We start from the raw sequence: 14237 nt of genomic DNA on the forward strand, positions 1-14237 counted from the left end.
CGTTCGGGCCACTGGTTCGGCGATCGTTCCTCGCGCAGGCTGTCTGCTCGTGACCGAGACGCGGCCCGACTCCCCACCCGCCGTCGACCCACCGGGCCGCCCCTCCGCGTGGCCCTGGGCCGTGGCGGCGACGGCGTTCGTCACCCTGCTCGGGGCGTCGGGGTTCCGGTCGGCGCCCGGGGTGTTCATCGACCCGCTGCACGCCGAGTTCGGCTGGTCGACGGCGACGATCTCGTCGGCGGTGTCGCTGAACCTGCTGCTCTACGGCGTGATGTCGCCCTTCGCGGCGGCGCTGATGGAGCGCTTCGGCATGCGCCGCGTCGTCTCCGTCGCGCTCGTGCTCGTGGCCGCGGGCAGCGGGCTGACGGTGTTCATGTCGGAGGTCTGGCAGCTCGTCCTGCTCTGGGGCGTCCTCGTCGGGGTGGGCACCGGGTCGATGGCGCTCGCGTTCGTCGCCGTCGTCACCGGACGGTGGTTCGTGCGCCGGCGCGGGCTGGTCTCCGGGGTGCTCACCGCGGCGCAGGCGGCCGGTGGCCTCGTGTTCCTGCCGCTCATGGCGTCGCTCGCCGGGTCGGTGGGCTGGCGGGGTGCGTCGCTGCTGATCGCGGCGGGCGCGTTGCTGGTCGTGCCGCTGGTGCTGCTGTTCCTGCGCAACCGGCCCTCGGACGTCGGGACGCTCGCCTACGGTGCCGAGCCCGGCGACGTGCAGCCCGAGGAGGTGGTCGTCGGCGGCGCCGTCCGCCGCACGCTCACCGTGCTGCGCGACGCCTCCCGCACGGGCACGTTCTGGCTGCTCGCGGGCGGGTTCGCGATCTGCGGGGCGACCACCGTCGGCCTGCTCAACACCCACTTCGTGCCCGCCGCCCACGACCACGGCATGCCCGCCACCACCGCCGCGGGCCTGCTCGCCGTCGTCGGCGTGTTCGACGTCCTGGGCACGATCGCGTCGGGCTGGTTCACCGACCGCGTCGACCCGCGCAAGCTGCTCGCCGTCTACTACGTGCTGCGCGGCGTGTCCCTGGCGTTCCTGCCGTTCCTGCTCGCGCCGTCCGCGGCCCCGCCGCTCTGGGCGTTCATCATCTTCTACGGCCTCGACTGGGTCGCCACCGTGCCGCCGACCGTCGCGCTGTGCCGCGAGCGGTTCGGGGCGCGGGCGCCGATCGTCTTCGGCTGGGTGTTCGCCGCGCACCAGGTCGGCTCCGCGATCGCCGCGGTCGGCGCCGGCCTCGTCCGCGACCTCACCGGCGCCTACGACGGCGCGTGGTGGGGCGCCGGCGCGCTCTGCCTCGTGGCCGCCGGGCTCTCGCTCGCGGTCCGGCGGACGGGAGCACTAGCGTCGGCGAGATGACGATCTCCGTGCACCCGGGCGCCGACGACCGGGACTGGGGCGGGCGCCTGCCCCGCAACGAGGCGATCGACCTCGACGACGACCAGCGCGCCGCCCGCGACGAGATCGTCGGGCGCTCCGCGCGCTGGGCCGAGCGCTCCGGGTTCGCCCCGACCGACGACCAGGGCGGGCTCATCGGGCCGTTCAACGCCTTCACCCTGCGCCCGGCGCCCGGGCGCGCGTTCAACCAGTGGGTGCAGACCGACCAGCGCGGATCGTCGCTCTCGAAGACCCTCCGCGAGGTCGTCATCCTCACCGTCGGCGTCGCGTGGCAGGCCGACTACGAGATTTACGCCCACGTCGCCGTGGCCCGGACCGTCGGGCTCTCGGAGACGGTGATCGCCGGCCTGCGCTCGGGGGAGACCGACGGGTTCGCCCCCGACGAGCTCGCCGCCCACCGCTTCACCGACGAGCTCGTCCGCACACACCGGGTGTCCGACGCGACCTACGCCGCCGCGCAGGAGGCCTTCGGCCGCGACGGGGTGCTCGACTTGGTCCACCTGATCGGCATGTACCTCGCGACGTCGGCGCTGCTCAACGCCTTCGAGGTCCCGGCGCCGCCGATCCCCGACTAGCGTCGCCGACGTGCCGGAGCGACCGAGCTGGGAGCTGAGCTCGGTGCGCAACGCGGCGCGGCTGCTCAAGGAGTTCTCGGTCGCCGACCGCGAGCTGGGGGTCGCCGAGCTCGCCCGCCGCCTGGGTCTCGGCACGAGCACCGTGCACCGGCTGCTCGCGACGCTGGCCGACGAACGCCTCCTCGAACGCAGCCCGGAGGGGACCTACCGCCTCGGGCTGGCCGTCCACGAGCTCGGCGCCAGCGTCGCCCCGCACGTCGGTCTGCACGAGGCGGCGATGCCCGCGATGGCCGGGCTGCGCCACGCGACGGGGGAGACCGTGCAGCTCGCGGTGCTCGACGGCATGGACTCGGTGTACGTCGAGCGCCTCGAGAGCCCGTACACCGTCCGGATCTTCGCGCGCGTCGGCACGCGGCTGCCGGCGACGACGACGAGCACGGGCAAGGTGCTGCTCGCCGCGCTCCCCGCCGACGAGCTCGAGGCCCGCCTGGCCTGGTGGACCCCGGAGCGCCCGACGCCGCACTCGATCACCGACGCGGCGACCCTGCGCCGTCGACTGCGCGAGATCGCCGAGCGCGGCTGGGCCGACAACCGCGAGGAGAGCCGCCTCGGCGTCGTCTCGGTGGGAGCGGTGATCCGCGACGGGGCCGGCGAGGGGGTCGCGGCGGTCAGTGTCGCCGTCCCCGTGGACCGTGCGGCCGGGGCGACGATGCGCCGCTACACCACGCTCGTCACCGACACCGCCGACGTGATCACGCGTCGACTGGCTGCTGCCGCAGGAGGCTGACGAAGGCGATCGCGCCGAGCATCGCGACGATGCCGGCGAAGACCGCCCCCGAGACCACGAGCCCGAACGCCGCCGACGCGAGGCCCTCGCCGATCACCGGCAGCGAGATCCCGACGTAGAGGACGAGGAAGAAGCTGGACGCCACCTCGCTGCGGCGCTCCGGCGGGGTGCCGGCGTTCACCGCGCCGAGCCCGGCACGGAAGCTCATGCCCTGGCCGACGCCCGCGACGGTGGCGCCGACGACGAGCAGCGGCAGCGAGGTCAGCACGATCGCGGCGCCGACCCCGAGGACGCCGACGACGAGGGCGGCGCAGCCGAGGAGCAGCGCAGGCCGCAGGCCCAGGCGGGACGACGCGATCTGCCCGACCGTCGAGGCGCCGAGCAGGGTGAAGACGACCAGGCCGCCGACGAGATGGTTCTCGACGTGCAGGACCTGCGTCAGGAAGGTCGGCGACACCGCGGTGAACAGGCCGAGGACCGCGAACCCCGCGAAGCCGGCGATCGCGGCCCGCACGAACACGCCCCGCACCTCCGGTGGCACCGAGACGGTCTGCAGGCGCCAGCTGACGGGGCCCTCGGGTATCTCGATCGGCTCGGCCACCGACCAGGTGAGCGCGCCCACGAGCAGCACCATCACGATGTGCACCGCGTAGGGCAGGTACAGCGGCGCCGGGGCGTACTGGGCGAGGGCGCCGGCGATCACCGGGCCCAGGCCCAGGCCCAGCATGTTCACGCAGGCCGCGAGCAGGCTGTAGCGGGCCTGGCGGCCCTCCGGGGCCAGGTCGACCAGTGCCGCGGTGGCCGCCGCCGTGAAGATGCCGGCCGAGAGACCCGACAGCACGCGGCCGACGAACAGCGTCGGGATGGTGTCGGGGATGAGGAACACGGCGCTGGAGATCGCCGAGAGCGCGAGCCCGGGCAGCAGGACCGCGCGCCGGCCGACCTGGTCGGAGAGCCGTCCGAAGAGCAGCAGCGCCGCGATCACGCCGACCGCGTACGCCGCGAAGATCAGCGTCACCATCACCCCGCCGAACCCGAGCTCCTGTTCATAGATCGGGTAGAGCGGCGTCGGCAGGGTGGCGCCGAGCATCGTGATGAGGAAGGCGAGGGCGACGACGGCGGCCGCGGTCGGTCCGCGGAGGCCTCGCGCGGCTCGGGTGGTGGTCTCGGCCGACGAGCTGATGACGATCCTCCGTCCGGTCGTGCACGACGGACGGCGTGTTCCCCGGCCGGGGGAGGCGCAAGCGCACGTGAGCGATCCGGGTCGCCAGGGCGACCCGGATCACTCACGTGGCGCGTCAGCGCCCTGGGATCGGCTTCCCGGAGAACAGGTACTTCTGGGCCAGCGCCACGGGGTCGTACGTGGCCGGCGTGGCCTCCTCCGGCGCCGCGGTCACCGTCACCGGCCGGGTCTGCACGATGCACACCGGGTCGCCGGCACGACGGTGGCGCCCGATGACCCACTCGACGTCGACGGGGTAGCCGTAGTGCTCCTCGATCGAGCGCACCGCCGAGGCGATCGCCGTGACCTGCTCCTCGTCGAGCACCCGCCGGTCGGCCAGCTTGGCCGGCATGTCGATCTCGGTGACCGCGCCGACCGCGAAGTCGAACGCCGAGACGATCCGCTTGTGCGCGACGTCGTACTTGAGCACCCGCCCGTCGGCCTTGCCGATCTCGACGTGGTCGGGGTCCACGAGGCCCTGCACGATCGCCTCGCCCCAGCCCCAGCTGGTCTCGACGACGATGCGGTCGGTCTTGCCGGTCACGGGGTGCACCGAGAACGCCACCCCCGACGCGCGGGCGTGGATGAGCTCGATGACCCCGACGGCGATCGGCATCGCGTGGTGGCTGATGCCCTTGCGCAGCCGGTAGGCGAGCGCGCGCCCGGTGAACAGCGAGCCCCAGCAGTTGCGGACGGCGTCGAGCACCCGCTCGATGCCCGAGACCCCGAGGTAGGTGTCGAAGATCCCCGCGAACGAGGCGTCGGCGGCGTCCTCGCCCGTCGCCGAGGAGCGCACCGCCACCGGCACGTTGACGTCGACACAGCGCAGGCACAGCTCCTCGTAGGCCTCGGTGAGACGACCCGTCAGGTCGGCGCCCACCGGGGTCTCCCGGAACATCTGGCGGATCTCCGCCGACGCCGACCCCACCTCGGCGTCGGTCGGCGACGACCCGAGCCGGTCGATCACCGCGTCGATGCGCTCGTCGAGACCCGACTCCCGGCAGTGCCGGGAGTAGGCGTCGACGGTGACGGCGAAGCCCTGGGGGACCTGCACGCCCGACTGCATCAGCTCGGCGAGCCTGCCCATCTTCGAGCCGCCGGCCGCGATCGCCTGCTGCGGGTCCACCTCGTCGATCCAGACGACGGCGTCGCAGCTGTGGGTGGTGGCCTCGCTGGTGCCGTCGGGCTCGCCGACGTCGGCCGCGGTCATGGGTACCTCCGGGGCGGCGGTCACCCGGCGACTCCCGCGGGGGCGTCGGCGGTGGGTGCCGGTGTGGTGGTGGCTGCGGATGTGGTGGTGGCGGTGGTGCCTGCCTTGTTCAGGATGGTGACCGTGCCCGTGGTGCCGTCCACCTCGATCTCGTCGCCGTCGGCGATCGAGATCGTGGCGACGCCCAGCGCGGTGACGGTGGGGACGCCGTACTCGCGGCCGACGATCGCGGCGTGCGAGAGCATGCCGCCGCCGTCGCAGGCCGCGCCGGCGATCTTGCCGAAGACCGGCGTCCAGCTCGGCGACGTCGACTCGCAGACCAGGATCGAGCCGGGCTCGAGGCGGTGCATCTCGTCGGAGGACTGCAGGACGCGGGCGATGCCGCGCGCGGTGCCCTTGGCCGCGGGGACGCCCTTCATCACGGTCTGCTTGGCGGCGTCGGGGTTCTGCACGGCCTTGATCGACCCCGGGTTCAGTCCGAAGATCTCGATGAGGATCGGGTCCTCGACGGCCTCGGGGATCGTCCCCAGCACCTTCGGCATCTCGCTGCGCCGGGCGTGCCAGTGGTCGAAGTACTGACGGCGCTCGCCGACCAGGCTCTTGAGCTCACCCTGGTAGGGCTTGCGGCCGCTGACGACGTCCATGAGCTCCGGCCAGAACAGGTAGAGCATGTCGTCCTTGTGGTCGGCGTTCTCCCGCCGCGCCAGCTCCTGGCACCCCCACCGCAGGGGCAGCATGACCTTGAGGTCGATGTAGTAGTTGTGGTCGTCCTGCCACCAGGGGAAGTTCGCCTCCTGGTTGGACTGCAGGCCCGCGTCGAAGACGGCCTGCTCCTCGCGGGTGAGGCCGGTGCGCGCGTTCTCGATGGCCTCCTCGCGCTCGGCCATCGCGTTGCGGGCCGCGGCCTCGAAGTCGTGCTCGTCGTCCTTCTTGAGGAAGGTCTTGATCAGCCCGAGGGGGATCGTGTTGTCCTCGATCCAGCTCGGGACCCCGACGTCGCAGGTGGCCTCGGCGCGCCAGCCGTAGACCTGCAGGAAGTCGTCGAACTCGGTGAGCCAGGGCCCGGCGCCGGGCTCGCGACCGATGGCGGCGCGCAGCTCGTGCGGCTCGTGGGTGTCGAAGACGTCCGACAGCCCGGCCGCCCGGGCCCGCATGGCGAGCCGGTAGACCTCGCGGTCGGTCTCCATGATCTTGGTGTCCTCGCCCTGGAGGAACTTGCCGATCTCGTTGGGGTTGATCCCCATGTCGGCGCAGGCGCCGTAGAAGCCCAGGAAGTTGGCCAGCATCGGGTACATGACGCCGAAGTGGATCTCCATGGCCCGCTTGTGGTAGCGGCGGCCCTTGGTCAGCAGGTCGGTCAGGTCGGGCGTGCCGGCGAAGTCGACGCCGCGGAAGTACTGCCAGGTGCTCTCGAGCTCGTCGCGGCCGCCCTCCCAGATGCTGCGGTAGTTCTGCAGGAAGTGGGGGAGGTTCGTCGCGATGCGGTTGGCCCGCGCGCCGATCTCGTTGGGGTCGGTCTCGGGCAGCGCCGAGCCGTAGAGGTGGGTGCCGGCGAAGCGCGCCGAGACGCCGCGCCCGGGGGGCAGCGGCAGGGACTCGGCCGCGTGCTGGGTGCCCCAGCAGTAGCCGTCGCCGCTCCACAGGGTGGCGGCGAGCGGGGTGAGGCCTCGCGACCAGTGGAAGTCGAGGAACCAGAAGCCCTGCTCGTCGCCCGGCTTGAACGGGCTCGCGGGGTCCACGATCCAGGGCATGTCGAAGTGTTCCGGCTTGTACCCCGGGTACCACTCGCCCGTGGCGAAGTCGTCCACCGGCACCACGTTGGCCATCTGTTCCTCCTCGACGATGAGCGCGAGGTCACCGTTCATCCCAGCGGCACTGTGAGGCAAGCAACACGTTCCACCCCCGGGAACGTTGCCCGCCGCCGAACGGCGGCGTGGGTGCGCTTCCCGGGTGACGCCTAGGGTCGCGCCCCGTGAACAGCGAACCCCTCGCCGTCGTCGTCGGCGCCACCGGCGCCCTCGGGGGCGCGATCGTGCGCCGCCTGCGCTCCCGCGGCGTCCCGGTGCTGGCCGTGGCCCGCTCGGCGGCGTCGCTCGAGGCCCTGAGCGCCGACGACGAGGGTGTCGTGGGGTGCGCGGCGGACATCGGCGACGACGGCGCCCGGCAGGCGATCGCCGACGGCCTGGCCGCGTGGGACGCGCCCGTCGGCATGGTCGTGCAGGCGGCCGGCCTGCCGGCGGTGGGCGGCCTGGACGTCGTCGAGCCCGCGGCGCTCGGGGCGGCGGTGGCCCTGAAGGTCGGCGGGATGCTGCGTCTCGTGCGCGCCGCCGACCCGTGGCTGGCGGAGGGCTCGCGGCTCGTGGCGCTCGGCGGGCACTACGGCGCCGAGCCGTCGCCGCACGTGCCGGGCGCGGGCGTCACGAACGCCGCGCTCGCCAACCTCGTGCGCCAGCTCGCCGACGCCTACGGACCGAGGGGATCACCGCGCACCTCGTCGCCCCCGGCCCGGCCGACACCGACCGCCTGCGCCGGCTCTCCGCCGACCGGGCCGCGGCGCGCGGGGTCGACGTGGAGGACATCCTCGCCGAGCGCCGCGCCGAGTCGCCCCTGGGCGCGCTGGTGACCCCCGAGCAGGTCGGCTGGGCCGTCGCGACCCTCCTCGACCCCGAGGCCGCGGCGCTGACCGGGTCCACCCTGGCCCTGGACATGGGGGCCCGGCGGGGCCTCTGAGGAACGATCAGCAGGTCAGCGCCGTCGCGCGGTCGACGACCGCGTCGACGACCGCCGGGCCGTGGCTCAGCGCCGCGTCGTTGTGGTCGGCCCCCGGGACGGCGACGACCGGCGCGCCGGCGGCGTCGGCCACCGCCCGGCTCTGGGCGGGCGGGACGAGGCTGTCGGCCTCGCCGAGCACGACCGTCGTCGGCACCCCGGCCCGGGCGACGGGCTCGGCGACCGGGAAGCGGTCGGTCAGCAGGGCGCGCACCGGGAGGTAGGGGTAGATCCGCTCGCCGACGGCGGGGAGGTCGACCGACGGCGAGCGCAGGACCATGCCGCCGACCGGTGACTCGGTCGCGAGCCGGGCGACGACCGCCGAGCCCAGGCTCTCGCCGAGGTAGAGCATCCGCTGCGGCGGGACGCCGCGGTCGCGCACGAGGTGGTCGCGTGCGGCGCGCGCGTCGGCGTACAGGCCCTCCTCGCTCGGGCTCCCCGGGTTGCCGCCGAAGCCGCGGTAGTCGAAGAGCAGCACGTCGAGGCCCCGCGCGCTCAGGGCCGCGGCCAGGGGTGCCCGCATCGAGCGGTCGCCGGCGTTGCCGTTCGCCACCAGCACCGTCACGTCCCGTCGCGGGCCGCTCGCGGGCACGAACCAGGCGCCCAGTCGCACGTCGTCGGCCGTGGTCAGCACGACGTCCTGACCGCGGGCCACGACCGTCGCCGCCGCAGGCACCGGACCGGGGGAGGGGACGTAGACCAGCGCGCGCTGGAACAGCCACAGGCCCCCGACCAGCAGAACGACGATGATCAGGACCACGCCGACGGCGACGGCGACGCCTCGGATCACCCGCGCAGTGTGCCGCAGCCCGTCGTCCTGGGTCCTTCGTGCCGGGAGCCGTCCTGCGGCGCGGCGACCGCCCGGCCGGCCCGACCCCCCCGGGACTCAGACCACCTGGAGGCCCAGCGCCCGGCAGACGTCGGCGGCCTGCTCGGTCGAGACGATCGCGCCGCGCAGGACCGCGGGCGTCTCCGGGGTGATCTCGCCGAGGTCGGCGCCGCGCAGGTCGGCCCCGGTGAGCCGGGCGTGGGTCAGGTCCGTGCCGCGCAGCTTCGAGTCGGTGAGGACGACGTCGCGCAGGTCGGCGCCCGAGAGGTCGGCGTCGGAGAGGTCGACGCGGTCGAGGCGCCAGCCGCGCAGGTGCGAGTCGGCGAGCCGGGCCAGGGCGAGCGAGCAGCCGTCGACGGTGAAGGTGACCGCGAGGTCACGCAGGCCCGAGAGGTCGACGCCGACCATGCGGCAATCGCGGAAGACCGTGTCGGTGAGGTGGGCGCCGACCAGCTGGGCGCGGGAGAGGTCGACGCCGGTGAGGACGGCGTCGGTGAGGTCGGCGTCGAGCATCTGGGCGGCGGCCAGGGACCCGCCGTCGACCCGCACCCCGTCGAGCACCGCACCGCGCAGCCGCACCCCGGTGGCCCGGACGCGGTCGAACGTCGCCCCGGTGAGGTCGACCCCGGAGAGGTCGAGCTCGTCGAGGACGCAGCGCCGCAGCACCCACGGGGTGCCGTGCCTGCGCTCGAGGCGGTCGCGGACGCGCTCGGGGTCGGCGCCGGTGAGGTCGGCGTCCGCCACCTCGGGGCCGGCGTCGAGGGCGTCGAGGGGATCGGTCACGGGTCGCGAGTCTGCCCGCCGGGGCGGACGGCGCAGGTCCCCGCCCGTCGGATCCGCCGCCGACGAGGGGCACGTTCAACATGATCGACTCGTGGGTCCGCCTGCGGAACGTGCCCGTCGCCGCGGGCCCTCAGCCGGGGATCGCCGCACCCGAGGGCACGCCGGCGGCGACGTAGCCCTCGTAGAGCGCCTCCCACTCCGGGCTGCGGCCGCCCGGCGGGGAAGCCGGCGTCCCGTCGATCGCGGCCGCGAGGGCCTCGAGGCAGACGTCCCACCCGGCGGCGTTGCGCGACGCCGCGTCCCGCTCGTCCATGAGGTGGGTGAACGTCAGCCGCGACCGGCCGTCGCGCAGCGACTCGAGGGTGAACCACAGCTCCTCGCCCTCCCACGAGAACGCGATCCGGTGTGGTGGCTCGTGGGCGAGGACCGTGCCGGTCCCGCCGTCCCCGTCGGCCTCGAACGAGAACGTCACCGTCGCGCCCGTCGACCAGGTCGGCGCCGCGACCCGCGCCGGGAACCAGTGCGCGAGCTCGGCGGGATCGGTCAGCAGGACGAACACGCGCTCGGCGGGGTGCTGGTACTCGCGGACGAAGCGCAGGGCGGGCCGTCCGTCGATCTCGAGGTAGCTGCCGGTGGGGTTCACGGGGTGTCCTTCCAGACGCCGGGCAGGGGTGAGGTCTCGTCGAGGCGCCGCTCGAGGGCGTCGAGGCTGTCGGACCACATCCGCCGGTAGGGCGCGAGCCAGACGTCGAGCGCGGCCAGCGGCGCCGGGTCGATCTCGTAGACCCGGCGCTGGGCGTCGGCACGCGCGCGCACCAGCCCCGCCTCGCGCAGCACCCGCAGGTGCTTCGACGTGCTGGGCTGGCTGAGCGCCAGGGCGTCGACGAGCTCGCCGACCGCCCGGGGCCGCTCACGCAGCAGCCCCAGCATCGCCCGCCGGTGCGGGTCGGCGAGCGCCGCCCACGTCCCGGTGTCCGGCTCGGTGGTCACGACGCCGAGCATGCCTCACCCGGCATATTCCACACAAGGCATGGAGTTCAGCTCGGTCGACGGGGGCCGACGTTGCGGTTGGACCGGAACACGTTGTCCGGATCGTAGATCTCCTTGATCCGTAGCAGGCGGTCGTACCGGGAGCCGTAGGTCGCCCGCACCCTCTCGTCGCCCTCGTCGGCGGTCTGGAAGTTGACGTAGTTCCCGCCGGTGGAGAACGGCCGGACCCGTTCCCACCCCGCCCTCACCCAGGCGGGGAACCCCTCCGCGCCCGGGTGGCCCGGTTCCCACATGCCGGTGATCGCGAAGACGAAGCGGGCGTCACGGTTGCCGACCGCGCCGTCGTCGTCCGTGTGGTCGCCGATCGCTCCTCCGAGGTGGAGGAAGCCGATCTCGGCCTCGGGGATCGGGCATTGCGCGAACAGCTCTCGCGTCGTCGCGAGCAGCTCGTCGGACAGCTCGGCCACGAACTCGTTCTTCCAGTAGTAGTGGTGGCCCTTGGGCTCGCCGTCGTCGAGGTAGGACTGCACCTCGGTGTAGGGCATCGGCCCGACCAGGTCGACGACCGGGTCGGGTATCGCCCGGAGGGGTGCGAGTGCTGCGTCCGCGTCCTCGGGGGCACCGCTGAAGCAGACGACCATGGCGCAGACCCGGCGGCCGTGCCACGGCTCGGGGACGAACGGCGCCGGCGGGGCGTGCAGCATCAGCATCCAGACGCTGAGCTCCCGGGGAGCCTCGGCGGCGATCGTGCGGTACGCGCGGAGGACGTCGTCGGCCCGGTCGAACGGCCACAGGATCAGCCCGCCGTGGACGATCGGCCCGACCTCGTGCAGCCGGAACGTGAACGAGGTGACCACGCCGAGGTTGGCACCGGCCCCGCGGACCGCCCAGAACAGGTCGGGGGACTCGTCCCGGCTCGCTCGCCGGATGCGGCCGTCGGCGGTGACGATCTCGACCTCGAGGAGGTTGTCCACCGTCCACCCGAACCGTCGGCTCAGGTAGCCCATCCCGCCGCCGAGCGTCAGCCCCGCCACCCCGACCTCCGAGATGAACCCGAGCGGCGTCGCGAGTCCGTGCACCTGGGTCTCGCGGTCGACGTCCCCCAGTACGCAGCCCGCCTGGACCGTCGCCGTCCGGGCGACCGGGTCGACGTCCACGCCGCGCAGCGCGGACATGTCGAGGGTGAGCCCGCCGTCCACGAGCGCGGTGCCCGCGATGTGGTGGCCTCCGCCCCGGACGGAGAGCGCGAGGGCGTGCTCGCGGGCGGCGTCGACCGCGGCGACGACGTCGGCGGTCCCGGTCGGGCGCACCACCAGGGCGGGCGTCTTGGCGATCAGCCCGTTCCAGAGCAACGTCGCGTCCCCGAAACCGTCGTCTCCCGGACGGAGCAGCGCGCCGCGCAACTGTGTGCGGAGCTCGTCGTGGGCGGCGGTGGCCCGGGTGGTGGTGGTGGTGGTGGTGGACATCGGGACCTCACCTCGCGGCGGCGACTCGGACCTCGACGACGCTAGGAACACCGGGCACCGTGCCGCATCGGGCGGGATGTGCAGGTCACGGGCTCCGGCGTGGGTGGTTCTGTGCAGCTCGGTGAGGCGGGCTACACGAGCCCGTGCTCGTAGGCGTAGGCCGTGGCCGCCGCGCGGGAGGACACGCCGACCTTGGCGAAGATGTTGGCGAGGTGCCGGGCGACGGTCTTCTCGCTGAGGACCAGGTCCGCGGCGATGACGCGGTTGGTGCGGCCGGTGGCCACGAGGCGGAGGACCTGCACCTCGCGCTCGGTCAGGCCGCCCGCCGGGTCGGCCGCGCGGGTCAGCACGGCCACCCGGGCGAGGTCGGGCGCGGCGCCGAGCGCAGCGAAGACCCGTCGGGCGGCGTCGAGCTCCATCTCCGCGGCGTCGTCGTCACCGAGGTCCCGGCAGGTCATCGCGAGGAGCACCCGGACGCGGGCCGCGTGGTGGGGGACGTCGAGCTGGTGCCACTCTCGCCAGGCCGCACGCAGGGTGGCCAGCGCGTCCACCGGCCGACCCTCCGCGCGCAGGACGGCGCCCGCCGCCTGAGCCGCCATCCCCTGCAGCAGCGCGACGTCCGACCGTGCGGCGAGCACGGCCAGCTCGTCCGCCGCGGCGCGGGCCGGCGGCGTGTCGCCGGCCGTCAGGAGGACCTCGACGTGCGCGGCCAGCAGCGCGGGCCGATCGGGTGCGGTCGCCTCCGCGAGCGCACGCCGCAGCGCCGCGGCCGCCACCTCGCCCCGGCCCTGGGCGAGTCGCAGCAGCCCCAGCCCGGGCTGGGGCTGGTGGCCCCAGCGGGAGCACTCGCGATAGGCCGCCTCCGCCTCGGCGACCCGTCCGTGCAGCCGGTGCAGCTCGGCGACCTGGTAGAACGCTGCGCCCGCCGCCGGGTGGCCGGAGGCCTCGGTCTCCGGTCGATCCGACGGGGTGGCGAGGCGCTCGCAGGCCTCGCCGGCCGCCTCGGCGGCCTCGGGCCACGCACCCTGCAGCAGCAGGATCTCGGCTCGGTGGACCAGGCACTGGCCCCGGAAGGGGACGAGGTCCGGCTGGGCGGCGCACCACCGCGTCAGCGCCGAGGTCCATGTCCGGGCCCGTCGGAGGTCGGAGATCTCCTGGCAGGCCTGGATCACCGCGCAGTAGGCGATGCCGGCGACGGTCGGCGACAGCTCGCCCGCCGTGGCCGCGACCATCACCTCGTCGAACAGCGCCGCGGCGTCGGTGCTCCTCCCGGCCGCGGCGAGCGCCTCGCCCCGGCCGAGCCGTCCGAACGCCATCAGGTCCGGGTCGGCGAAGCGCTCGGCGATCGCGCCCACCTGCTCGTACGTGGCGAGCGCCGCCGCGGGGTCGCCCGCGCCCAGCTGGGCGATGGCGACCGGCACCAGGAGGTAGCCCCGTTCGGGACAGTCGTGCCGGCCCTCGTCCAGCAGCCGGTGCGCGCGACCCAGCCACCCGCCGGCCCGGATCTCCTCGCCGCGGAGGAGTAGACCGAAGCCGAGCCAGAACGCGTACCGGGCGGCCGCGACCTCCTCGCCGCGGCCCAGGCACTCCCGGTGACCGCGCTCCCGGAGTGCGTCGCACTCGCCGTCCCGCCCGGTCAGGTACGCGACGACGGCGAGCCGTTCGAGATCGGCGGTCCCGAGTCCGGCCTCGTCGTCGGCGCGCGACAGCTCGGCGTAGGCCTCCTGCCACCGCCTCCGGCCGAAGGACGCGCGACCTCGCTCGAGCGCGCGGGACGTCGGGACGCCGCGCGCACCGCCGGTCATCTCCGACGGGCCGCGATCTCGTCCCGGCGGGCCCCCGAGGCCGGCACGCCGCCGATGGCCCAGTCGTCGGGCGGCACCTGGATGATCCGGCCGCGCACCCGGGACCGCGTCGCGCCGAGGACCTCCACGATCAGGTCGGTGAACTCGGCGAGCAGCCGGTGGCGCTGCTCGACCGGCCGGCCCTCGAGGACGATCGCGGTGAAGTAGGGCGCAGGCTCACTGTCCGGATTCGCGGCCGTCTCGCCGCCCGTCGCCCAGTGCTCCCGCGCGTGGACCGTCACGTAGGCACGGATGCGCTCGAGCGGGGACTCGAGCACCTCGGCGTAGCGGCGGCTCAGGAGCTCGAGCAGGCGGGCGTGCTCGCCGGGGGAGTGGTCGCCCTCGACCACGTGCACCTCGAGGATCGGCACGTCA

At 74.4% G+C, this 14237-nt stretch carries 13 protein-coding genes and 1 pseudogene; 4 read left to right on the forward strand and 10 right to left on the reverse strand.

Annotated features, from left to right (window positions below):
* The first annotated feature begins 121 nt into the window (after nucleotides 1-121).
* Genes ACQPYN_RS13730 through ACQPYN_RS13740 form a run of 3 tightly spaced genes read left to right on the forward strand, consistent with a single transcriptional unit; the run spans nucleotide 122 to nucleotide 2749 of the window.
* Nucleotides 122-1348 carry an MFS transporter gene (locus tag ACQPYN_RS13730; protein WP_433038877.1) on the forward strand — a complete coding sequence of 409 codons (1227 nt, stop codon included), beginning with the start codon at nucleotides 122-124 and terminating at the stop codon, nucleotides 1346-1348.
* Nucleotides 1345-1962, forward strand: a complete 618-nt coding sequence (locus ACQPYN_RS13735; protein WP_433037717.1) for a carboxymuconolactone decarboxylase family protein — start codon at nucleotides 1345-1347, stop codon at nucleotides 1960-1962. Before ACQPYN_RS13730 ends, ACQPYN_RS13735 begins: the two co-directional genes overlap by 4 nt.
* 10 nt (nucleotides 1963-1972) lie before the next feature.
* Nucleotides 1973-2749, forward strand: a complete 777-nt coding sequence (locus ACQPYN_RS13740) for an IclR family transcriptional regulator (RefSeq protein ID WP_433037719.1) — start codon at nucleotides 1973-1975, stop codon at nucleotides 2747-2749.
* On the opposite strand, the gene ACQPYN_RS13745 is transcribed toward ACQPYN_RS13740, so the two are convergent.
* The 3 genes from ACQPYN_RS13745 to ACQPYN_RS13755 form a co-directional block, all read right to left on the reverse strand.
* Nucleotides 2715-3938, reverse strand: a complete 1224-nt coding sequence (locus tag ACQPYN_RS13745) for an MFS transporter (RefSeq protein ID WP_433038879.1) — start codon at nucleotides 3936-3938, stop codon at nucleotides 2715-2717. The genes ACQPYN_RS13740 and ACQPYN_RS13745 overlap by 35 nt on opposite strands.
* A gap of 109 nt (nucleotides 3939-4047) precedes the next feature.
* A complete protein-coding gene (locus ACQPYN_RS13750; RefSeq protein ID WP_433037721.1) occupies nucleotides 4048-5181 on the reverse strand; it encodes a PEP/pyruvate-binding domain-containing protein in 1134 nt (377 codons plus the stop codon).
* Nucleotides 5182-5201: 20 nt separating this feature from the next.
* On the reverse strand, nucleotides 5202-7046 hold the full coding sequence (locus ACQPYN_RS13755; RefSeq protein ID WP_433037723.1) for a PEP-utilizing enzyme: 1845 nt from the start codon (nucleotides 7044-7046) through the stop codon (nucleotides 5202-5204).
* 167 nt (nucleotides 7047-7213) lie between these two features.
* On the opposite strand from ACQPYN_RS13755, the pseudogene ACQPYN_RS13760 reads away from it, so the two are divergent.
* Nucleotides 7214-7911: pseudogene (locus ACQPYN_RS13760) on the forward strand (SDR family oxidoreductase).
* A 7-nt stretch (nucleotides 7912-7918) separates the two neighbouring features.
* Here the strand turns inward: ACQPYN_RS13760 and ACQPYN_RS13765 are convergent.
* The 7 genes from ACQPYN_RS13765 to ACQPYN_RS13795 form a co-directional block, all read right to left on the reverse strand.
* On the reverse strand, nucleotides 7919-8740 hold the full coding sequence (locus tag ACQPYN_RS13765; RefSeq protein WP_433037725.1) for an alpha/beta hydrolase: 822 nt from the start codon (nucleotides 8738-8740) through the stop codon (nucleotides 7919-7921).
* Between the two features lie 96 nt (nucleotides 8741-8836).
* Nucleotides 8837-9562 carry a pentapeptide repeat-containing protein gene (locus ACQPYN_RS13770; RefSeq protein WP_433037727.1) on the reverse strand — a complete coding sequence of 242 codons (726 nt, stop codon included), beginning with the start codon at nucleotides 9560-9562 and terminating at the stop codon, nucleotides 8837-8839.
* Nucleotides 9563-9692: 130 nt separating this feature from the next.
* Nucleotides 9693-10205: an SRPBCC family protein gene (locus ACQPYN_RS13775; protein ID WP_433037729.1), complete on the reverse strand. Its 513-nt coding sequence runs from the start codon at nucleotides 10203-10205 to the stop codon at nucleotides 9693-9695.
* Nucleotides 10202-10552, reverse strand: a complete 351-nt coding sequence (locus ACQPYN_RS13780) for an ArsR/SmtB family transcription factor (RefSeq protein ID WP_433037731.1) — start codon at nucleotides 10550-10552, stop codon at nucleotides 10202-10204. Before ACQPYN_RS13780 ends, ACQPYN_RS13775 begins: the two co-directional genes overlap by 4 nt.
* 47 nt (nucleotides 10553-10599) lie before the next feature.
* Nucleotides 10600-12018 (reverse strand): FAD-binding oxidoreductase, encoded by a 1419-nt coding sequence (locus ACQPYN_RS13785; protein WP_433037733.1) that lies wholly within the window; start codon nucleotides 12016-12018, stop codon nucleotides 10600-10602.
* Between the two features lie 131 nt (nucleotides 12019-12149).
* Nucleotides 12150-13823 (reverse strand): LuxR C-terminal-related transcriptional regulator, encoded by a 1674-nt coding sequence (locus ACQPYN_RS13790; RefSeq protein WP_433037735.1) that lies wholly within the window; start codon nucleotides 13821-13823, stop codon nucleotides 12150-12152.
* Nucleotides 13820-14233 carry a tautomerase family protein gene (locus ACQPYN_RS13795; RefSeq protein WP_433037737.1) on the reverse strand — a complete coding sequence of 138 codons (414 nt, stop codon included), beginning with the start codon at nucleotides 14231-14233 and terminating at the stop codon, nucleotides 13820-13822. Before ACQPYN_RS13795 ends, ACQPYN_RS13790 begins: the two co-directional genes overlap by 4 nt.
* Nucleotides 14234-14237 lie beyond the last annotated feature (4 nt).

This window comes from Actinomycetospora sp. CA-053990, from assembly GCF_050948445.1.
Taxonomy (GTDB): domain Bacteria; phylum Actinomycetota; class Actinomycetes; order Mycobacteriales; family Pseudonocardiaceae; genus Actinomycetospora; species Actinomycetospora callitridis.

Excerpts from the sequence above, each read along its gene's own strand:
- ACQPYN_RS13735 (WP_433037717.1), top strand. The coding sequence starts at position 1,345 with ATGACGATCTCCGTGCACCCGGGCGCCGACGACCGGGACTGGGGCGGG.
- ACQPYN_RS13750 (WP_433037721.1), bottom strand. The coding sequence starts at position 5,181 with ATGACCGCGGCCGACGTCGGCGAGCCCGACGGCACCAGCGAGGCCACC.
- ACQPYN_RS13755 (WP_433037723.1), bottom strand. The coding sequence starts at position 7,046 with ATGAACGGTGACCTCGCGCTCATCGTCGAGGAGGAACAGATGGCCAAC.
- ACQPYN_RS13785 (WP_433037733.1), bottom strand. The coding sequence starts at position 12,018 with ATGTCCACCACCACCACCACCACCACCCGGGCCACCGCCGCCCACGAC.
- ACQPYN_RS13790 (WP_433037735.1), bottom strand. The coding sequence starts at position 13,823 with ATGACCGGCGGTGCGCGCGGCGTCCCGACGTCCCGCGCGCTCGAGCGA.